A 19,008-nucleotide genomic window follows, 5' to 3' on the forward strand; every position below is an offset into this window, starting at 1 on the left:
GATCAGTCTTTGTCGCTTGTCTTGGTTCGGATGCTTCCCAGGAAGGTGCTCAGGCAATCCACGGCAAAGTGGACATGATCGGGATGTTCGCCCGGTCCGGCGCTTTCCTCGTCGCGGTCGCCTTCCTTGGCCCGGATGAGCACGGTGGTAAAGCCCAATTCATGCGCCGTCTTGAGATTGCGCACACTGTCTTCAAAGAAGATGGATTGCGCGATCGGCAGGTCGAACCGGCTGGTAAACCGGTCAAAGCCTTCACGATGGGGTTTGGGGGTGAAGTCCGCGGCTTCGACATCGAAAATGTCGTGGAAGAGGTGGTCCAGGCCCAGCCGGCCCAGCACATTCTCGGCATGCCGCCGGGAGCCATTGGTGTAGACGAGACGGGTTCCCGGCAGGTCGGAAATGCGGGCGGCCAGGGTGTGGTCCGGGTCGATCACGCTGGCATCAATGTCGTGCACGAAGTCCATGAAGGCCCGCTGGTCGACATCATGATGCTCCATCAGACCGTTCAGCGTGGTGCCATAGGTGCGCCAGTAATGCTTCTGGATTTCGCGGGCTTCTGTGTGCGGAAGGTCCAGGAATTGCGCGACGAATTCCGTCATGCGCCGGTCCACCTGGGACATGATCGGCGCGTGGGACGGGTAGAGCGTATTGTCCAGGTCGAAGACCCAGTGGGAGATGTGCGAGAGGTCGGGACGGTCTGCGGACATGGCTCAGCCTCCCTCGAAATCGCTCTCTTCGACGGTGATCCGGACGCCGCCATCTTCGGGGGAAGGGACTGCCCGGAACGGTGCAATGGCGTAGCCGCGTTCACCGCATTCCGTCCGCTCCTCAGCCACGAAACGGGCCGGGGCCAGGCAGAAATTGGCGTCGCCGCCGGTCATGGCGCGGCGGCCTGATGATGAAACGCGCTCGGCATAGAAATAGGCCGGGGCTTCACTGCCGGACGGTGTTTCCAGGCGGTTGCCGATCAGGCGGGCGCATTCGCCGGCATGGATGCGCCACCAGCCGCGAGACTGCCAGACCGTGCCGACCCGATAGCCAACGGCGGCGGAGATATCGCCATCCGCCTCATTGCACAGGGTCAGTCCGCTGGACCCGTTGCGTTCCAGGGCGCGGGCTTCCAGCGCGTCCATCAGGGCCGCGTCGGACGGGTCCCGGCCGATGCCGGCATCGGTGAGGAAGCGGGTGATGGCCCGGCGGGTGGAGTTGCCCTCATAGCCATCCACACCATTGACCGGGAAGCCGGCGGACTGGAGGAGGCGCTGGATGCCGGCGGTACCGGCGCGGCGGCCATAGTCGGAGGGTTCGGCCAGTACCGTGCGTTCCCGGTCTTCGCCTTCTCGGACGAAGAAGTCCCGGGAGGCCAGTCCCAGCGCGGCGCAACGGGTATTGGCGACGACTTCGAAATCGGTTTCGTCGACGCAGAGCGGGACGGTGCCGCGCCATTCACGGACCCCGCCCAGATAGGCGGGAGAGGACTTGGCATAGAAGAAGATCGGTTGTTCGACAGACAGGTCGACTTCCTCGGCGACGGTCTCGCATTCGCCAGGGCGGATCCGGGTCCAGCCTTCAATGGCAACGCCGCCATCGACCGTCCAGCCGGTCGCGACCTCGGCGATGAAACTGGTTTCATTGCAGATTTCAGCGGCCTCGGAGCGCGCGGTGAAACCGAGCGCGAGAAGGGCGCAAAGACCGCTTATTTTAATGAAACGCGCCACCATCAGCCAAAGTCCGGCAGGAGTTCGGCGATCTCCGCGCGCAAGAGGTCGATACCGTCGGTCTTGGAGGAAGAGGTCGCGGACACCCGGGGGAAAGCGGCGGGGCGTTTCAGGATCGCGGTGCGGATCTCCTCGCTGACCCGTTTGACGGCCGGCGGTTTGATCTTGTCGGTCTTGGTCAGCACGATCTGGTAGCTGACAGCAGCCTCGTCGAACACGTCCATGATCTTCTCGTCGACGGTCTTGAGACCATGCCGGCTGTCGATCAGGAGATAGACGCGTTTCAGATTGACCCGGCCGCGCAGGAAGGCGCGGGTGAGGCGGGTCCATTTCTCGACCACATCCTTGGGCGCCTTGGCATAGCCATAGCCCGGCAGGTCGACGATGCGCAGACCGGTATCGTCGACATTGAAGAAGTTCAGCTCACGCGTGCGGCCCGGCTCACCCGAGGCGCGGGCGAGGCCGTTCTGCCGGGTCAGCGCATTGATCAGCGAGGATTTGCCGACATTGGAGCGGCCGGCAAAGGCCACTTCGATCCGGTCCGGCGGGGGAAGGTGATCAAGGTCGACCGCACCCATGAGGAAGGTGCAGGGCCGGGAAAACAATCGCCGGCCCTTGCCAAGGTCGAGCTCGTCAGACCCGTCGGTCAGGACTTGCCTCCCGTGATCTTGCCGCGGAGATGGGCGATCAGCTTGTCGAACTGGGTCTCATTCCCGTGGCGCCGCATGATGATGTATTGCTGCAGCACGGACAGGAAGTTGTTCCAGGCCCAGTAGATCACCAGACCGGCCGCGAACGGGGCCAGGACGAAGGTGAAGACGATCGGCAGGAAGGCGAAGATGCGCGCCTGCATCGGATCCGGCGGCGGCGGGTTCAGCGCCTGCTGCGCAGCCATGGTGATACCCATGATGATCGGCCAGGCGCCAATGCCCAGGACACCGCCGATCAGGAACAGGCCGGACGGGTCGTAGGGGATCAGGCCGAACAGGTTCCAGACATTGGTCGGGTCCGGCGCGGACAGGTCACGGATCCAGCCGAAGAAAGGCGCGTGGCGCATCTCAATGGCGTTGAACAGGGTCTGGTAAAGCGCGAAGAAGATCGGGATCTGCGGCAGGATCGGCAGACAGCCGGCCAGCGGATTGATCTTCTCCTTCTTGTAGAGCTCCATCAGCGCTTGTTGCTGCTTTTGCTGGTCAGCCGCATAGCGCTCCCGGATCTCAGTCATTTTCGGCTGCACCGCCTTCATCTTCGCCATGGAGGCGTAGGCGCGGTTGGCCAGCGGGAACATCAGGAGTTTGATGATCAGGGTCAGGGCCAGGATGGCGAGGCCGAAATGGCCGGTGAAGCCTTCCAGCACGTGCAGCAGCCAGACGAAGGGACGAGCGAGGAACCAGAGCCAGCCCCAATTGATCGCCATGTCGAATTTCTCGATGCCGACCTCATTCTGAACGGCCTGGAGAACGTCGAGCTCCTTGGCACCCGCGAAGATGCGGGTGGTGGAGGTCAGGCTCTCGCCCGGTGCCAGGGCCTGGGCCTGTTCCACATAGGAGGCCTCGAACGCGTCCGTGCCGGCGCGGTCGATGGTCCGGAAACGGGCCGTGAAGCTGCGATCCTGATCGGGAATGGCTGCGGCCATCCAATAGCGCTGGGTGATGCCGACCCAACCGCCCGTGCCGCTTTCTTCCTCGGCACCATCGCCATCTTCCAGCTTGGTGAACTTGCTCTGGATCAGCGTGCCGTCGACGACGGCCAGCGCGCCCTCGAACACGGCGATATTGCGGACGAGGTCTTCCGGCATGCCTTCATGGCGCACCAGGCCATAGCGGGACAGCTCGACCTCGGAACCGGCATTATTGGTGACGGTGTCTTCCAGGGTGAAGAGATAATTCTCATCGACGGAGATGGTCCGTTCAAAGTGCAGGCCCGACGGGCTGTCATAGGCCAGAACGACCGGCGTCTCCGGCGTCAGTGTGTCGCCGGAGACCAGCGTCCATTCGGTGGAACCGCCCGGCAGATCATTGAAGCCCGGCGTGGCCGACTGCCAGCCATCGCGGGCATAGAAGACATGTTCGGCGCCGATCGGGTTGAGCAGGGCAACCGGGGTGTCGTCATCGACGGTGGTGGTCTGGCGCACCAGACGGATATCGTCGAAACGGGCGCCGGTCAGCGAGAAGGAGCCGATCACGGACGGGCCATCAATCGCAATGCGCGTGTTTTCGGACAGCGCGTCTTCGCGGCTGGCGAAGGTTGGCGCGGCGGGTTCAGCCGCGTCCACCGGCAGATCCGGGTCGGCCAGCTCGCCGGCAGCCTCGAGTGCGGCTTGTTCCGCTTCTCGGGCCGCTTGTTCCGGGCGTACGAAGAAGAAGTCGTAGCCCAGCATGATCACAATGATCAGGCCCAGTGCGATAAACAGATTGCGTTGATCTTCGCCCATGAAAACACGGCCTTTCAGGCTTGTTTTGTCCCTTCACTCACGGTCTCGGCGGGCCCGAGACTCACAAGAGCGCTTTTGACATCCCCGATGAGGCGCGACCATTCCTTCTCCGGCGTGGACGCACGCGCGATGAATACATAGTCAAACCCGGACTGTCCGTGGAGGGGGAGTAGCAGCCGGGCGGCCTCGCGCAAACGCCGTTTGCTACGATTTCTGACCACGGCACCGCCAATTTTACGGGTAGCGGTGAACCCGGCACCGATCCAGGGGCCCATATGAGAAGAGCCGTCCCGTCTTCGCGCCTGAATAACGACGCTCGACCGGACGGCTTTCTTGCCCTTGGCGACGAACAAAAATTCGCGCCGCTTTGTCAGCCGTTTAACGGCTAGCGGCTGCGTGTCCATCGTGATTAGGCGGACAGGCGCTTGCGGCCTTTGGCCCGGCGGCGAGCCAGAACCTGACGGCCGTTTTTCGTCGCCATGCGCGCACGGAACCCGTGCCGACGCTTGCGGACGAGGTTGGACGGTTGAAATGTGCGTTTCACGGTCGCGCTCCATCGGCGTTCAATTCGAGAGCGGCGGCTAATACGCGGCTGTACCTTCCGCGTCAAGGCCCGCGACCGGTTTTGCGCAGGCAATGACAGGTCGGCCAGCCGGCCACCCAACCTTGCGCCGTGCCCGCTTGCCGCCCCTGATGGGCTGGGCTATTGGCGGACAGGTCCATGGTCACAGATCCGATACCAGATAATTCCCGTGATGACACGCAGGACGGTGCCGCGCCGCGGCCGGGCATCGGGCGTCTGATCGACAGCCTGCCCGGGCAGCTTTTCATGGTCACCGTCGGTCTGGTCTTTGCCGGTGTCGCCCTGGTCTTCTTTCCCGCGGCTGCCAGTTTCCGGGTCCAGTGGATGAGCGACCGGGCCGAGGCGGCGCATCTGGCGGCGCTGGCGGCCGATGTCGCGCCGGGCGGGGCCCTGGGCGAGAATGAGGTGCGCGCCCTGTTGATGGGGGCGGATGCCGTCGCCGTCTCGCGCGTGCGCAATGGCATGAATGAGCTGGTGCTCTATTCCGGCCCGATCGAGGCCGGTTTCGTGGAGAGCGATCTGCGCACGACCGGGCCCTGGGGCCATGTCCGCGATACGGTGGACGTTCTGTTCGCGCCGTCGGGCCGTCTCCTGCGCATCCGCGCCGAGCCCATGGGCGCACCGGGCGAAGTGATCGATGTGATCGTGCGAGAGACGCAGCTGCAGGACGAGTTGCACGATTTCTCACGCCGTCTCCTGCTCTATGCGGGTATCGGAGCGGTCCTTGCGGGAGCGGCGATCTATGCGGCCCTGTTCCATCTCTTTGTCCGTCCCATGCGGCGTTTGGCCGGGGCGATGACACGTTTCAGTGCCGATCCGTCCGACCCGGCCCGGATGATCCGGCCGTCCGGCGCGCGCAATGAGATCGGCCAGGCCGAGGCCGAGCTGGCCCGCATGCAGTCCGATATCCGCACGGCGCTGAGCCAGCGAGAGCGCCTGGCCGCGCTGGGCGGGGCTGTCGCCAAGATCAATCATGACCTGCGCAATGTGCTGGCATCCACGCATCTGGTTTCCGACCGGTTGGCCATGGACAGTGATGAGCGCGTGCGCCGCATGGGTGAACGTCTGGTGCGCGCCATCGACCGGGGCATCCGCCTGTGCGAGGCGACGCTGGAATTCGGCCGCGCCGAGGAAACGCCGCCGTCACGCCAGCCGGTTCCGGCGCGGGCCCTGGCGGATGAGGTCTCGCTCTATGCCGGCCGCAATGACACGCTGTCCTGGTCCAATGATCTGCCGGAGGATCTGGTCCTGGATGCGGACCCCGACCAGGTGCACCGGATCTTCCTCAATCTCTTCCGCAATGCCGTTCAGGCCTTGGATGAGCATGAGGGCGAAAAGCGTCTTGCCGTGTGTGGCCGCAGCGAGGACGGGTATGCGGTGATCGAGATCATCGATACCGGACCCGGCCTGCCCGCCAAGGCCCGGGACAATCTCTTCAAGGCTTTCACCGGCTCCACCCGTCGCGGCGGCACCGGTCTGGGCCTGTCCATCGCCCGCGAACTGGCGCGGGGCCATGAGGGTGATGTGGAGCTGGTGCGCACGGGCGAGGACGGCACCGTCTTCGCGGTCAGGCTGCCGGTCGCGGCCAGCTAGATCCGCTCGGACACTTTGATGGCGATCCGGCAGCCTGTCTTGATGGCGGCTGAGAGCAGGGAATAGCCCGGCGTTTCCTTGGCGCCTTCCTCGACGGCGAGATCACGGTGGGCGACTTCTTCTTCGCGGAAGATGTCGAACTGGTCGGCCAGTTCATCCTCACCCATGGCACGCAGCTCTTCGATCTGGCCGGCATAATGGCGTTCGATCACGGTCTCGACGGCCTCGGTGCAGGCATGGGCGGCCTTCTCGCCCATCAGGGCTGTCGCGGTGCCCAGTGCGTGCCCGGCAATATTCCAGAAGGGGGCCAGGGCGGTGGGGCGCGTATGCTTCTCGAAGATCAGCCGGTCGAAGGCATCGAGATGGTGCTGTTCATCCGCTTCCATCTCTTCCAGCTGAGCGGCGATGCGGGCCTTGTGGGGCAGAGCGGCAAACACGGCGCGCTGGCCCTGATAGATGGCGACAGCACCATATTCACCGGCATGGTCGACGCGGACCATCTCCTCCACCCGGCGCGCATTGCGGCGCTTGCCGGGAAGCGGCGGGCGCGTGCGGGTGTCGCGTGTGTTTCCGGTCAGGCTCATTTGCGCAGTCCCTGAACGCCGACGCAGACCGAGACGACCGCCATGGCTGCGGAGATCAGCCCATTATAGCCGGCCATGGAAATGCCCAGCAGGGTCCAGGCGGCTTCATCGCACAACACGACCGGGCGGGACCCGTCGAGGGCGGCCAGGACATCGGTCACGGAGACGGATGCATTGCCGCCTGTCGTGCAGGTGGCGGGGCCAGCCCACCAGTCATACTCGATCCCGGCATGCCAGAAGGCAAAACCGGCCGAGTAGATCAGTACGGCGGCGATGGCGAGGATGATCCAGGGCGCGAAACGGGCCAGCTCCGGGCGCAGACCCAGCACGACGCCGCTGACCAGGCCCAGCGCGATGACGGCCATGTGGATATGGCGCTGGTCGTAGCACAGGGCGCAGGGATCATAGTGACCGATATACTCGAAGCTCCAGGCTCCCAGCAGAAGGGCCAGCGAGACACCGGCCATCAGAAGCGGCCAGCGGGTGATCGGAAACTGGGTCAGGGTCGGGGTCATCAAACCGGTCATGGATTACGCGTGAACTCTCTTTTTGCCGAAACCCGTGCGCGGCGGCACTGCGTCCAATTCGCGCACGGTATCAGGCCAGGGATGCCAGGAAGGCCTTGATTACATCAACCAGGGTCGAACCCAAAAACAACAAAAGTGTAATCCACACCGTGCCCAGCAGAATCCCGAGTAGGATGAGAAGACCGTCCCGCGTGAGCAGGCCCAGCGCGGCGATGGCCAGGGCAATGCCCGGCACGGAATTCGTCAGCGGGAGTGGCAGCATGATCGAGGCGCAGAAAATCAGGAAAATGACGCCGATGACCCGCTCGACCGTCGGGCCGGAGAGGAAGAGGAGACGCGGTCGCGCCAGGGCTTCCAGCCAGCCGAACCATTTGCGGCCGCCGCGCGCCATACCGGTCAGCGAGGCCTTGGACAGGGTGCGGGTCTTGAACTGGCCCGGCAGCCAGGGCTCTTCGCGCCCCATCACCATTTGGGCGGCCAGCGCCATCATGGGCAGGGACATGATCTGCGGTACGCCATAGAGAAAGGGGATCGAGACCGGCAAAGCCATGGCAAAGAGAATGACGCCGAAGGCGCGTTCGCCCAGCGCATCCACGAATTTTCCCAGGCTGAGCCCGTCATCCGGCGCGTCGTTGGCGATGGCTTCAAGGGCGCTGATCAGCCCTCGCTGTTCCGCATTATCGCTCATGCGCACACATTTCCTCGCTACGCCCCGGCACCGCGTCGAGCCTAGCCATGGCACACCGCCCCGTCGAGCGGAATGGGTTGTTGACTTGGCAGGGCGAGTGGGGGGCATCGTGTAGCGCTTCGCGGCAGGCGAACGCATCGATCAGCACTGCCAAGAGATTTTGTTTTGCTTCAATGCGTAAGTGCTTATCAGGCTTGCCGCTGCGGCGCGGGAACTTCCGAAGAACTATCATAATTGGTCTTGTTTATCGCGCGCGGCACGCTATCACCGGAGTTTAACGGACCTGGTGCAGAAGGTGCTTGGTTATCTTGGGTGCCTAATGTCCCGACAGTTGAATGGTTTAAGCTATGGTTTTCTCTGACAGAGCTTTTTTGTTCTTGTTTCTTCCTGTAGCTATATTGACTATTCTAGCGCTTTCTCGAGTCCGGTTGCGCTTGATTTCTATAACGTTGTTAAGTTTAGGATTCTATTTTTATTCATCAGGCCTACTAATTTTAACTTTGATTTTTTGCCTTATTGTATCTTTTGTTGGGGGGATTGTCGTTGAGTTTGATAAAAGAAAGTGGGTTTTGTCATTATTCTTGATTCTGATTTTTCTCCCACTTTTGTATTTCAAATACGCATTCTTTGTTGCTCAGTCGTTTGGTGTGCCGTCCGACTCGCAAATTGGCTCTTTGCTCCGCGTGGTTTTGCCTGCCGGAATATCGTTTTTTACTTTTCAAGCAGTTGCTTATCTGGTCGATGTGTATCGTGGAGAGCTTCGGGCGGACAGGAGCTTGTTGCGCTATGGCGCCTATCTGTCGTTTTTCCCGCAACTGATCGCTGGGCCGATTGTAAGATACAAGGATGTACACGAAGACTTTGAAGCCAACCACGAAAGTGTTGATCGCTTCACTGAGGGAGTTGTACGATTTATCCACGGGCTGCTGAAGAAGCTTCTGATAGCTGACAGCGCGGGGCGCATTGCTGACGCTTGTTTTGGGCTTGCGGGCGACGACGTCACATTTGCGGCAGCTTGGGCCGGTGCGCTCGCTTATACAATCCAAATCTATTTTGATTTTTCAGGCTATTCTGACATGGCGATCGGCTTAGGAAAAATGTTCGGAATCAAGTTTCCAGAGAACTTCCGTGCCCCATACGAAAGCCGATCGATTACAGAATTCTGGCGGCGCTGGCATATTAGTCTGTCTAATTGGTTTCGCGACTACCTGTACATTCCTTTGGGGGGGAACAGGTCGACGCAGATGCGCGTTTACGTAAATCTCATGCTTGTGTTTGCCGCTACTGGGATCTGGCATGGTGCCGCTTGGACGTTTGTAATCTGGGGGCTTTATCACGGCGCTTTCATTCTTATGGAGCGCTTTCTGTTCGGCAGCTCTGCGCGCCGCTTTTCGTCCGAATGGGTGCGGTTTGCCTACCTTCTCCCTGTCGTAATGGTGGGGTGGGTGATATTCAGGGCAGACTCTCTAAGGCAGGCGGGGGAGTTTATCGTCGCAATGCTTGTTCCGTTTTCGAGCGAGGCGTGGACTATGCCGGATGCCGTTTGGGTGGCGGCAACGCCAGGCTCCATTCTGATGCTGCTTATCGGCTGTACGGTCTTGTTCAAAAAAACCGATCGGCCAGTTGGGGTCTTTCTTGAAGGTGTGCTTAAGTCGTCCTTGGGTTTTTGGCTCGTTTTTGCGTACTCCGCGTTAGGAATGGCGGTGGTGTCTATCATAGCATTGAGTTCAAACTTTTCTCCTTTTCTCTATTTCCAGTTCTGACCCATGATGCCGCGCACAATTCTAATAAGCCTTTTTGTAATGTGGCTAGTCGCGCCAGTTGCAGCGCTATTTGTATTTGATCGAAACGAATATTTGGGCAATAGGGCGGTTCCTTCAATTGAAAATGCGTTGGGCGAATTTCAATCGTTTGAACTGTCCGCCTTTTCACGACTTTCTGATGCTGTGTTAGACCGTTCTATTGTTACTTCTCGCGCTATTACGGTGCGCAATTCGATCTCGTTCTATTTGCTTAGGCATGTCGATACGCCCGATTTGATATCCGGCTCAGACGGATGGCTCTACTATAAGCCACAGTTTACATTCCCTAATTGTGAAGCTGGAAGTTATGACCGCTCATTCATTATAGCTGCGAATGCTGCTGCCGTTTATGAAGCCATGGCAGATACGGTGGATATGAGTGTCTACTATTCGGTTTCGCCTAATAAAAGTCGCGTTCAGAGTGAGGGGGTGGATCGTCGCGTCAATTATTATGCTGGGTGCCATTTCCAAAATGTAGAAGTGCTACAGGGTGTATTCGAAGATAGGCTGCCTTCGTTGATTGATCATGGGCGAGTGATGCTGGGGGGCGATGGTAGCGGCGAGCAATTCTATTTTCGTAACAATACCCATTGGAATCTTTTGGGCTACACTCTAGCAATGATTCAAATGAAGAGTGTAATTGAGGAGGGTGGTGATCCGATTGTAAATGGCAATATATTGTTATCGGATAGTTTTGATGAAAACCGGCTTATGAGTACTACTCAGAGCATGCTTTCTATTTCTCACTACGAGCGTGGTCCTGTGCCCGCGTCCGACCCATTCTTTGACGATGAAAGCCGATGGCCGATTGCGTATGAAGGATCAGCGCTAGTTGTGCATGACTCGTTTTATGCATTTTACCCATTCACTGGCACTGTCTTTGGAGATCAAGCTGACATTGTATTCCAGAATGTCCCATCACAACGAAGCCGAATAATTCCTGCTCTTTCCCGTTCCCCAAATCTGGTGGTTTTTAATTCCGTAGAACGCTCCATGATACGGCGTTTTTCTGGAGACTGGGGCGCCCATGGAGACTTCTTTGGGCCTGTACTAGGGCGTGTCCAAGAACGCGCTCGCAGCGATTGTGCATTTGATGCCCCCACTAGGGTGCCAATGAGCGCCTTAAGTAGTGGGGTGACATTGGATGAGCGAGATTTGGTGGTCTCAAGAAGCGATGGAGAGCTGCGTCTTAACCTTCCTGTTTCGGACCAACCGGTTTGTTTGCGGTTAGACTTCAACGCTCCGTCAGCATTCCGCATTCGATTTATCTTGCCTCCGTTGCAAGGCCAGTCGAACGTTCCTCGATTTGAAATTGGTCGGTACTTCGAGGTTGAGGCGGCGAGTGGTCATAATGATATCCGTCTCCTTTTGCCGCGTTCTTTGGGGTATCCTCAGCTTAGAATTCGCCTTGCGGCTGAGCAGGGGGACGTATTGTCGAATTTTGAAGTTTATACGGCTACGCTTCATTAATGCGAAAGGGAGTGGTGGGGCTCAGCGAAGTCTGGCAAGCCAGTTCCGGTTCATTTGGCGACCTATCAAGAATACAAAGTTTCAGCATAGCTTGCGCTCTGTGATTGCCAGTTTCAAAGAGGGGCGAGCTAGTGTTGACGACCTTTCAGGTTTGACATACCCACGCCGGCGGAGGTGCAATCCTCACTGTTGGCCCCTGTGGCGGAATTGGTAGACGCGACGGATTCAAAATCCGTTTCCGCAAGGAGTGTCAGTTCGAGTCTGACCAGGGGCACCATTTTTGATCTCACGGCAGTTCGCTGCGCGAACGCCTCCGATGGGGCGGCGCATGGGCGCCGGCGCACGGTCGTGCTTGCGGGCCTGTGGCCCGGTGTGAGTTGGAGATCACAGGGCTGGGATCATCCTCGCCCTTGATGGGCGAGGGGGACCGCTGCGCCAGCAGCGGTGGAGTGGGTGATCAACTCTCAAAGCCGTCACGATTTTTTGCCGTCTCGCGGCCTCGTCAGCGCCATGATGGAGTGTTAGCCTCCGGCCTGGCTGACGTGTGGGGCGTCAAGGGAGGCCGGTCTTGCTGACACCCGGTAGTGCGCTCGTATTTGCGCGGTTTGCAATGGCAGTCATGTTCGCCTGGTTCGGCGTGATGAATTTCACGCCGGTCGGGACGGGCATCACCGAATCCTGGCTGAGTAATCACGCCTTTCTGTCCGGTGTGGCGAACCAGTCCGCTTCTGCCGCGCGGGCGCTGGGTATCTACCAGCTCGTCGCCGCCGCCCTGATCGCCGCGCCCCTGCCGGGCGCGGGTTTGCGCCGGATCGGTTTCGGCATGTTCGGGCTCTACGCCGCGATCGCCCTGACCCTGATGCTGACCAATCCGGTCTGGCTGGAAGCCGAGGGCGGTTTCCCGGCCATCGGATCGGGCCAGGGCATCCTGAAATACATCGCCATGCTGGGCCTGGCCCTGTGGGCCGGGAGTTTCGAGAATTCCCGCATGTTCTCCAGCCGCTATTCGGACATGCGCCTATGGAGCCAGCCGGTCATGTGGGCCGGGCTGTTCCTGGTCCTGTTGTGGATTGGCGGGATGAAGTTCACCGCGTCCGAAGCCGCCGGGATCGAACCGCTGGTGACGACCCATCTCATCTTCTCCTGGATGACGCCGCTGATGGGGCTGCAGAACACCTCCTATGTGATCGGCGTGATCGAACTGGTCACGGCCCTGGCGCTGACTGGATTCTGGTTCCATCGCGGGGCCTATCGGGCCGGGCTTTTCCTGTCCGCGATCACCTTCGTCCTGACGCTGAGCTTCCTGGTCAGTTTTTCCGGCAGCTGGTCGGCGGATCTGGGCGGTTTCCCGGCCCTGGGCCGCAGCGGGCATTTCCTGCTCAAGGATTTGCCGCTCCTGGCGGTGGTTCTGGCCCTGTGGGCGGAGACCGGTCCGGAGGGCACGCGGCGCGGACGTTGACGCGCAAAATGCCGGACATGTTCTGAAACACTCATAACACTTCCCGTGAACCCGACCGCATTCGCTTGACCAGACAGGGCGTCTACCTACAGTTCCCGCCAAAATCGGGAGGTCATTGATGGGTCTGTTCACCGCGCTTCAGCGCGAGTTTGACTATGTGAGCGGCATGCTGCGCGTGTTCAGCGCTGTGAAGAAGGTGGGCGCCGGCTCCGGTGTCCGTGTGCCGGACCATATCGAGACCACGATTGACCGTTTCCCCGACAATCCAATGGCCCTGCTGGATGAGGGCGAGATTTCCTACCGGGAGTTCGAGGCCTATGCGAACCGGGTGGCCCATTGGGCGCTGGCGCAAGGGCTGACGCGCGGCGATACGGTCGCGCTCTTCATGGGAAATCGCTGGGAATACATCGCGATCTGGTTCGGCCTGTCCAAGATCGGCGTGGTGACGGCCCTGCTGAACAATCAGCTCTCCGGCCATTCCCTGACGCATTGTCTCAATATCGGCGAGGCCAAGCACATCATCCTGGAAGGTGTGTTGGGCGAGGCTTTCGACAGTGCCCGGGCCTGTGAGCTCAATCCGATGGGCGCCTGGGTGCTGGATGGCGAACTGGACGGCGCGGAGGATTTCGGCGCGGCGCTGGCGGCCCAGTCCGACGCGCGGCCGGACCGGTCGGTGCGGGCCGAGGTGAAGCCGGAGGATCCGGCACTGAAAATGTTCACCTCCGGCACGACCGGCCTGCCCAAGGCGGCGGTCATGACGCATATCCGCACGCTCTATTATCTCAACATCTTCGCCCTCGTTGCGAAGTGCCAACCCAGTGACCGCATGCTGATGGTGCTGCCGCTCTATCATGCGACCGGCGGTCTGTGCGGGGTGGGCTGCGCGATCTCCTTTGGCGGCGCGCTGATCATCCGGCCGCGTTTCTCCGCGTCCAGTTTCTGGCCGGACGTGCAGCGCTTCAAGGCGACCATGTTCATGTATGTCGGCGAGCTGTGCCGCTTCCTGGTCAATTCCGAGCCGAGTGCGGCCGAGCAGAACCACACCGTGCGCTGTGCCATCGGCAATGGCATGCGCCGCGATGTCTGGGAGGCCTTCCAGGCGCGTTTCCACCTGCCGCAGATCGTCGAATTCTATGGCTCCACCGAAGGCAATGTCGGCCTGGTCAATACGGCAAACATGCCGGGTGCTGTCGGTCGTGTGCCGGGCTATCTCAAGAACCGGTTCAATATCGACCTCGTGAAGTTCGACATGGACGCCGAAATGCCGCTGCGCGGGGCGGACGGGTTCTGCGTGGCGTGCCAGCCGGGCGAGGTGGGTGAGGCGATCGGCCGGATCGATCCGGAGGATGCCCGTTTCCGCTTTGACGGCTATGGCTCCAAGGAAGACACGGAAAAGAAGATCCTGCGCGACGTCTATGAAAAGGGCGATGCCTGGTTCCGTACCGGCGATCTCATGTCGCGCGACAAGCTGGGCTATTATTATTTCATCGACCGGGTCGGCGACACGTATCGCTGGAAGTCGGAGAATGTCGCCACGGGTGAGGTGGCCGAGGCCTTCACCTTTGACGGGATCGAACAGGCCAATGTCTATGGCGTCGAGGTGAAGGGGCATTCCGGCCGTGCCGGCATGGCAGCCTTGGTCACCGGCGACCAGCCGCTCGACCTGGCGGCTCTGCACGCCCATGTTCATGCCAATCTGCCCGCCTATGCCCGCCCGCTCTTCCTGCGCCTGCAGGAGCAGACGGATACGACGGGAACCTTCAAGTTCCGCAAGGTCGATTTGGTGAAGGAAGGCTTTGATCCGGCGAAGATCAGCGACCGCATCCTGTTCGATCATCCGACCGAGAACGCCTATGTTCCGCTCACGCCAGAGCTTTACGCGGCGATCCTCTCGGGCGAACTTAGGGTATGACCCCAACCCCGATTACCGCAGACGACATTCTCGCCTTCTGGTTTGACGAGATCGAACCGAAACACTGGTACCAGGCCTCGCACGAATTCGATGCCATGGTGCGGCGGCGCTTTGGCAAGACGATCGAGGCCGAGGCGCGGCGCTACAAGGAAGGCGACCATCCCTGGCTGGCAACAGCGCAGGGGTCCTTGGCCCTGATCCTGCTTTTCGACCAGTTCTCGCGCAATGTCTGGCGCGGCTCGAATGTCGCCTTTTCATGCGATCCGCTGGCGTTGGACGTGGCCCGCACCTTGATCGAGCGCGGGCTGGACTGGGCGATCCCGGACGAACACCGGGCCTTCGTCTACATGCCCTTCATGCATTCCGAAGACCTGACCGACCAGGAGCTCTGTGTCACCTATGCGGAAGAACGTCTCAGCGATCCGTCGACAGCGCGCCATGCCCGGCTGCACCGCGACGTAATCGTGCGCTTCGGGCGCTTCCCATACCGCAACCAGGCGCTGGGGCGTGAGAGCACGGAGGGCGAGCGCGTCTATCTGGAAAGCGGCGGGTATGCACCCGGTCAAATCGAGTCGGCAAAATCGTCCTGATGGCAGGAATGACTCGGTGGTCGCAGGCTGTGGATAAATTCAAACCATTGAAATAGCGAAATGAAATGGCGTGACCATCTGGCCTGCGCCTTGCTCCTGATGGGACACGACACCACCGGAGCCCGAATTTCATGACCCCTCGCGTCCACATCACCGTTGAAGACATCCGCCAGATCGCCTGGACCATGGTGGACCTGCACGGGGCTCAGGCCATCGGCTATGCCGATGAAGCCGTCACTGATCTGGACAATCAGGGCCAACCGGAAAGCGCCGATGCCTGGCGCGCCCTCCGCGCCGTCATGGAAGACGCCCTTGCCGGTCGCCTCGAGCGCGAAGGCTCGATCACGGTGCACTGATCACGCTGCACTGCGACACCATTTCCATTGCGCCCGGCAGAGGCTGTGCTAACGCTCGCCGTCATGGAAACCTGGCCCACCACACTCTCCAAATTCGGTCTGGATGACCCGTTCGAACCGGCGCGGGCGGCGCCGCGCATGCGCAAGGCGCTGCGCGATGCGACGCCCTTCATGGATGTGAAGCCGCCGGCGCTGGAGCGGATCGAGGACCTGACCGTGCCGGGCGCGGCGGGCGACATTCCGGCCCGGCTCTATGTGCCCTTCGGCTCGGTGACACCGGCCCCGACCTGTCTTTTCATGCATGGTGGTGGCTATGTGGTCGGGGATATCGAAACGCATGACCGGCTGTGCCAGCGCCTGGCGGCGCATGGCGGCGTGCGTGTGCTGGCAATCGATTACCGCCTGGCTCCGGAACATGCTTTTCCGGCCGCGACCGATGATTGCCAGGCCGTGTTCGACTGGCTGGTCAGTGAGGCGGGACTGGAACGGATCGGTGCCGATCCGGCGCGCATCGCTGTGGCGGGTGACAGTGCCGGTGGCGGGCTGGCCGCCATGCTGGGCCAGACGCGCCGCGCCGCGATCAAATTCCAGCTGCTGATCTATCCGCTCCTGCAATTGGTGGAGCGCCGCAAGCCGAAGCCGAAAGTGCTCGAGGGCCATATCCTGGCGAATTTCACGCTGGACCAGGTGGCGCGCGCCTATCTCACCGATCTGGACCAGGCGCATGATACGCGTGTCTCGCCGCTGCTGGAGAATGATCTGGCCGGTCTGCCGCCGGCCCATATCTTCGCCGCTGAACTGGATCCGCTGCTGGATGAGGGCCAGGCCTATCGCGACCGCCTTCACGCGCATGGCATTCCCGTCGGCTACACGCTGGGCAAGGCGCTGCCGCACGGCTATGCGAATCTGACCGCCATCCTGCCGGGGACGAAAACCCTGATCGACCAGATGGCAATTGCGCTGGGTGACGGGCTGCGCGGCTGAGGGTTTGCAATCCACCTGCGAAACGCCTAGCTCCGCAGGATGAGTATTTCTTCGCACTACCGTCCCGATCCGCAGTTTGAAACCCTCGGCGCCGATTTCTCGGACCCGGTCGATCCGGCGGATTTCCCCGCGGCCACGCCACGCTTCTGGAATGAGCGCTGGGCGGACGAGATCGGTCTGGGGGAGTTGGATGCAGCCCAGCGCGAGGCGCATTTCTGCCGCTTCCAGCCCTTGCCGGACAATCAGGCCCAACCCCGGGCGATGCGCTATCACGGCCATCAATTCCGCACCTATAATCCTGAATTGGGGGATGGACGCGGTTTCCTGTTCGCCCAGCAGCGGGACCGGTCCGGCCGCCTGCTTGATCTGGCGACCAAGGGCTCCGGCCAGACGCCCTGGTCGCGCGGCGGGGATGGCCGTCTGACCCTGAAGGGGGCGGTGCGGGAAATCCTGGCGGCGGAAATGCTGGAAGCGCGCGGCGTCTACACGTCCAAGGCCTTTGCCGTCTATGAGACCGGTGAGGCATTGGCGCGCAATGACGAACCTTCTCCGACACGCTCGGCCGTTCTGACACGGCTGGGGCATTCCCATGTCCGCTTCGGCACTTTCCAGCGCCATGCCTATGAAGGCGCGCCGGAACGGATCGATGCGCTGGTCGATCATGCCATCGCGAATTACTACCCGTCCCTGACAGGGGCCGAGGATCGTCCGGCGGCTTTGCTGGACGCGGTGATCGGTGCGAGTGCGCGCATGGCGGCGGGCTGGATGGCGGCCGGCTTTGTCCATGGCGTCCTCAATACGGACAATCTCAACATCACCGGCGAGAGCTTCGATTATGGGCCCTGGCGCTTCATGGACCGGTATCAGCCCGGTTTCACGGCCGCCTATTTCGACCATTCCGGTCTCTACTGTTTTGCCCGGCAGCCCGAAGCGGTGTTCTGGAACCTGCAGCAATTGGCCGGCGCGCTCGCTGTGTCAGGGGACAGGCTTTCCCTGGAAGCCGCGCTGGGGACATTCCCCGCCGTCTATCGCCTGGCCCTGCTGGATGCCTTCATGGCGCGTTTCGGCGTGGCCCCGGCCGGGCAAGAACTCGATGAAGCTCTGGTCCGCGCCTTCCTCGCCTTCATGGAAGCGGCACCGGTCAGCTGGGAAGGCGTGATCTTCGACTGGTTTGGCGGCGAAACCTCCCGAGAGCGGGCGATGGCCGGGCCGCGGCGCGAACACTATGCCGGTGAAGCCTTCGACGCCTGGCAGGCGGTCCTTTCAGCGCATACGCCCGAGCGTCCGGAAAGGCTGGCGCATCCGGCCTTCACCCGCGAGGAACCGGTCGATCTGGTGATCGAAGCCGTCGAGGCGATCTGGGACCGCATCGCCGAAGAGGATGACTGGTCCGCCCTGGAGACCGTGATCGCCGATATCCGCGGCATGGGCGATGCCTATGGTCTGGGCCACGGGCGTGCGGGTTTCCTGTCAGACGATCAGCCGGACTAAACCGCTTTCACAAAGTGCGAATGCACCCAGCCGGTATCGGTGGGGTCATCGCCGTCCAGCACGGTGACTGCGATCCAGACACCGCTTTCACCGGTGACGATCATCTGCGTGCCCTTGGGCAGGGCGTCGCGGATCTTGTCGAACCCGGTTCCGGGGCCGGAGCGGATATTCAGCGCGGCCGTGCATTCCACCCGTTCTTCGGTTTCGTCTTCACGGCCCATGATGCGGGAGCGGACCATCTCCATGGGAAAGGCCGGGCCGGGATCGGATTTGCGATTGGGGGCGATGTCATCATGGCCGATGACATCCTTGAGTCCGTATTCGCGCACCAGCGCGCTGCCGATCGCGACCAGGGCCTCGATCTGGTTGAGCGTATAGCGGTGCCAGCCGCGCATCCCGCCACCATTCTTGTGGGCCGCCTCCATTCCGTCGGCTTCCGGATAGGTTTTCTGGAAGGCAGAGCGCCAGCCATCGGGGGTCTTGGTCAGGATGCCGGCATTGTCCAGCTCGATGCCGATGGAATGGGAGTTGAGACCGCTCAATCCGCGCCAGCTGGACTTGCCGGCATGCCAGGTCCGGGCATTGAAGTCGGCCAGCTGCATGATCTCGCCATCGCGGCCGATCACGAGATGGGCGGACGCCTGGGCGTCCGGATTGGTCAACCAGTCCACCGAGGAATCAAAGGATGAGCCGGCCGTGTAGTGGATCACCAGGTATTGCGGTGTGATGGTCCGGCCCCGGGAAATATTGGGCGTCTGGCGGAAGGGCGCGGGCGTGTCATCGTCGAGCACGAGACGGTGTTGGTCGATCTTCATGG

Annotated in this window: 19 protein-coding genes and 1 tRNA gene; 10 read left to right on the top strand and 10 right to left on the bottom strand. The window is 61.2% G+C overall.

Annotation, left to right across the window (positions count from 1 at the left end):
- Positions 1–2: 2 nt before the first annotated feature.
- From I0K07_RS04885 to rpmH, 6 genes are all read right to left on the bottom strand, one after another.
- Entirely contained in the window at positions 3–707 is a 705-nt protein-coding gene (locus I0K07_RS04885) for a pyrimidine 5'-nucleotidase (protein WP_203291706.1), read from the bottom strand.
- Between the two features lie 3 nt (positions 708–710).
- A complete protein-coding gene (locus tag I0K07_RS04890) occupies positions 711–1,721 on the bottom strand; it encodes a DUF1036 domain-containing protein (RefSeq protein WP_203291707.1) in 1,011 nt (336 codons plus the stop codon).
- On the bottom strand, positions 1,721–2,296 hold the full coding sequence (gene yihA / locus I0K07_RS04895; protein ID WP_420828478.1) for a ribosome biogenesis GTP-binding protein YihA/YsxC: 576 nt from the start codon (positions 2,294–2,296) through the stop codon (positions 1,721–1,723). Before yihA ends, I0K07_RS04890 begins: the two co-directional genes overlap by 1 nt.
- A gap of 68 nt (positions 2,297–2,364) precedes the next feature.
- On the bottom strand, positions 2,365–4,152 hold the full coding sequence (gene yidC / locus I0K07_RS04900) for a membrane protein insertase YidC (RefSeq protein ID WP_203291708.1): 1,788 nt from the start codon (positions 4,150–4,152) through the stop codon (positions 2,365–2,367).
- Between the two features lie 14 nt (positions 4,153–4,166).
- Positions 4,167–4,556 (bottom strand): ribonuclease P protein component, encoded by a 390-nt coding sequence (locus I0K07_RS04905; RefSeq protein WP_203291709.1) that lies wholly within the window; start codon positions 4,554–4,556, stop codon positions 4,167–4,169.
- Positions 4,557–4,561: 5 nt separating this feature from the next.
- Positions 4,562–4,696, bottom strand: coding sequence for a 50S ribosomal protein L34 (gene rpmH / locus I0K07_RS04910; protein ID WP_014283918.1), 135 nt, complete (start codon positions 4,694–4,696; stop codon positions 4,562–4,564).
- A 177-nt stretch (positions 4,697–4,873) separates the two neighbouring features.
- Between rpmH and I0K07_RS04915 the strand changes: the two genes are divergently transcribed.
- A complete protein-coding gene (locus I0K07_RS04915) occupies positions 4,874–6,328 on the top strand; it encodes a sensor histidine kinase (RefSeq protein WP_203291710.1) in 1,455 nt (484 codons plus the stop codon).
- Here the strand turns inward: I0K07_RS04915 and I0K07_RS04920 are convergent.
- From I0K07_RS04920 to I0K07_RS04930, 3 genes are all read right to left on the bottom strand, one after another.
- Positions 6,325–6,912 carry a demethoxyubiquinone hydroxylase family protein gene (locus tag I0K07_RS04920; RefSeq protein ID WP_203291711.1) on the bottom strand — a complete coding sequence of 196 codons (588 nt, stop codon included), beginning with the start codon at positions 6,910–6,912 and terminating at the stop codon, positions 6,325–6,327. The genes I0K07_RS04915 and I0K07_RS04920 overlap by 4 nt on opposite strands.
- Positions 6,909–7,439 (bottom strand): disulfide bond formation protein B, encoded by a 531-nt coding sequence (locus tag I0K07_RS04925; protein WP_203291712.1) that lies wholly within the window; start codon positions 7,437–7,439, stop codon positions 6,909–6,911. Before I0K07_RS04925 ends, I0K07_RS04920 begins: the two co-directional genes overlap by 4 nt.
- 70 nt (positions 7,440–7,509) lie before the next feature.
- Complete coding sequence (locus I0K07_RS04930; protein WP_203291713.1) at positions 7,510–8,127, bottom strand: exopolysaccharide biosynthesis protein; 618 nt, start codon at positions 8,125–8,127, stop codon at positions 7,510–7,512.
- Between the two features lie 347 nt (positions 8,128–8,474).
- Between I0K07_RS04930 and I0K07_RS04935 the strand changes: the two genes are divergently transcribed.
- The 9 genes from I0K07_RS04935 (at position 8,475) to I0K07_RS04975 (ending at position 18,191) form a co-directional block, all read left to right on the top strand.
- Positions 8,475–9,890 (top strand): MBOAT family O-acyltransferase, encoded by a 1,416-nt coding sequence (locus tag I0K07_RS04935; protein ID WP_203291714.1) that lies wholly within the window; start codon positions 8,475–8,477, stop codon positions 9,888–9,890.
- A gap of 3 nt (positions 9,891–9,893) precedes the next feature.
- Complete coding sequence (locus tag I0K07_RS04940) at positions 9,894–11,399, top strand: hypothetical protein (RefSeq protein WP_203291715.1); 1,506 nt, start codon at positions 9,894–9,896, stop codon at positions 11,397–11,399.
- 192 nt (positions 11,400–11,591) lie between these two features.
- A tRNA-Leu gene (locus tag I0K07_RS04945) sits at positions 11,592–11,676 on the top strand.
- Positions 11,677–12,009: 333 nt separating this feature from the next.
- Positions 12,010–12,858 carry a DUF417 family protein gene (locus tag I0K07_RS04950; RefSeq protein ID WP_203291716.1) on the top strand — a complete coding sequence of 283 codons (849 nt, stop codon included), beginning with the start codon at positions 12,010–12,012 and terminating at the stop codon, positions 12,856–12,858.
- 118 nt (positions 12,859–12,976) lie between these two features.
- Entirely contained in the window at positions 12,977–14,770 is a 1,794-nt protein-coding gene (locus I0K07_RS04955) for a long-chain-acyl-CoA synthetase (RefSeq protein ID WP_203291717.1), read from the top strand.
- On the top strand, positions 14,767–15,360 hold the full coding sequence (locus tag I0K07_RS04960; protein WP_203291718.1) for a DUF924 family protein: 594 nt from the start codon (positions 14,767–14,769) through the stop codon (positions 15,358–15,360). Before I0K07_RS04955 ends, I0K07_RS04960 begins: the two co-directional genes overlap by 4 nt.
- 131 nt (positions 15,361–15,491) lie before the next feature.
- Positions 15,492–15,716: a hypothetical protein gene (locus I0K07_RS04965; RefSeq protein WP_203291719.1), complete on the top strand. Its 225-nt coding sequence runs from the start codon at positions 15,492–15,494 to the stop codon at positions 15,714–15,716.
- Between the two features lie 63 nt (positions 15,717–15,779).
- Positions 15,780–16,700, top strand: a complete 921-nt coding sequence (locus I0K07_RS04970; RefSeq protein ID WP_203291720.1) for an alpha/beta hydrolase — start codon at positions 15,780–15,782, stop codon at positions 16,698–16,700.
- A gap of 39 nt (positions 16,701–16,739) precedes the next feature.
- Positions 16,740–18,191, top strand: a complete 1,452-nt coding sequence (locus I0K07_RS04975; RefSeq protein ID WP_203291721.1) for a protein adenylyltransferase SelO — start codon at positions 16,740–16,742, stop codon at positions 18,189–18,191.
- On the opposite strand, the gene I0K07_RS04980 is transcribed toward I0K07_RS04975, so the two are convergent.
- The gene (locus tag I0K07_RS04980; RefSeq protein WP_203291722.1) at positions 18,188–19,006 is read right to left on the bottom strand and encodes an N-acetylmuramoyl-L-alanine amidase; all 819 of its coding nucleotides are present in this window, start codon (positions 19,004–19,006) and stop codon (positions 18,188–18,190) included. The genes I0K07_RS04975 and I0K07_RS04980 overlap by 4 nt on opposite strands.
- Between the last annotated feature and the right edge of the window lie 2 nt (positions 19,007–19,008).

The sequence above is a fragment of the Maricaulis parjimensis genome (genome assembly GCF_016817355.1).
Classification (GTDB): Bacteria; Pseudomonadota; Alphaproteobacteria; order Caulobacterales; family Maricaulaceae; genus Maricaulis; species Maricaulis parjimensis.

What these genes read in the sequence shown, in the direction of transcription:
- I0K07_RS04885 (WP_203291706.1), bottom strand. Translation starts at nt 707, where the DNA reads ATGTCCGCAGACCGTCCCGACCTCTCGCACATCTCCCACTGGGTCTTC.
- I0K07_RS04890 (WP_203291707.1), bottom strand. Translation starts at nt 1,721, where the DNA reads ATGGTGGCGCGTTTCATTAAAATAAGCGGTCTTTGCGCCCTTCTCGCG.
- yihA (WP_420828478.1), bottom strand. Translation starts at nt 2,296, where the DNA reads ATGGGTGCGGTCGACCTTGATCACCTTCCCCCGCCGGACCGGATCGAA.
- yidC (WP_203291708.1), bottom strand. Translation starts at nt 4,152, where the DNA reads ATGGGCGAAGATCAACGCAATCTGTTTATCGCACTGGGCCTGATCATT.
- I0K07_RS04905 (WP_203291709.1), bottom strand. Translation starts at nt 4,556, where the DNA reads ATGGACACGCAGCCGCTAGCCGTTAAACGGCTGACAAAGCGGCGCGAA.
- I0K07_RS04915 (WP_203291710.1), top strand. Translation starts at nt 4,874, where the DNA reads ATGGTCACAGATCCGATACCAGATAATTCCCGTGATGACACGCAGGAC.
- I0K07_RS04920 (WP_203291711.1), bottom strand. Translation starts at nt 6,912, where the DNA reads ATGAGCCTGACCGGAAACACACGCGACACCCGCACGCGCCCGCCGCTT.
- I0K07_RS04925 (WP_203291712.1), bottom strand. Translation starts at nt 7,439, where the DNA reads ATGACCGGTTTGATGACCCCGACCCTGACCCAGTTTCCGATCACCCGC.
- I0K07_RS04930 (WP_203291713.1), bottom strand. Translation starts at nt 8,127, where the DNA reads ATGAGCGATAATGCGGAACAGCGAGGGCTGATCAGCGCCCTTGAAGCC.
- I0K07_RS04935 (WP_203291714.1), top strand. Translation starts at nt 8,475, where the DNA reads ATGGTTTTCTCTGACAGAGCTTTTTTGTTCTTGTTTCTTCCTGTAGCT.
- I0K07_RS04940 (WP_203291715.1), top strand. Translation starts at nt 9,894, where the DNA reads ATGATGCCGCGCACAATTCTAATAAGCCTTTTTGTAATGTGGCTAGTC.
- I0K07_RS04950 (WP_203291716.1), top strand. Translation starts at nt 12,010, where the DNA reads ATGGCAGTCATGTTCGCCTGGTTCGGCGTGATGAATTTCACGCCGGTC.
- I0K07_RS04955 (WP_203291717.1), top strand. Translation starts at nt 12,977, where the DNA reads ATGGGTCTGTTCACCGCGCTTCAGCGCGAGTTTGACTATGTGAGCGGC.
- I0K07_RS04960 (WP_203291718.1), top strand. Translation starts at nt 14,767, where the DNA reads ATGACCCCAACCCCGATTACCGCAGACGACATTCTCGCCTTCTGGTTT.
- I0K07_RS04965 (WP_203291719.1), top strand. Translation starts at nt 15,492, where the DNA reads ATGACCCCTCGCGTCCACATCACCGTTGAAGACATCCGCCAGATCGCC.
- I0K07_RS04970 (WP_203291720.1), top strand. Translation starts at nt 15,780, where the DNA reads ATGGAAACCTGGCCCACCACACTCTCCAAATTCGGTCTGGATGACCCG.
- I0K07_RS04975 (WP_203291721.1), top strand. Translation starts at nt 16,740, where the DNA reads ATGAGTATTTCTTCGCACTACCGTCCCGATCCGCAGTTTGAAACCCTC.
- I0K07_RS04980 (WP_203291722.1), bottom strand. Translation starts at nt 19,006, where the DNA reads ATGAAGATCGACCAACACCGTCTCGTGCTCGACGATGACACGCCCGCG.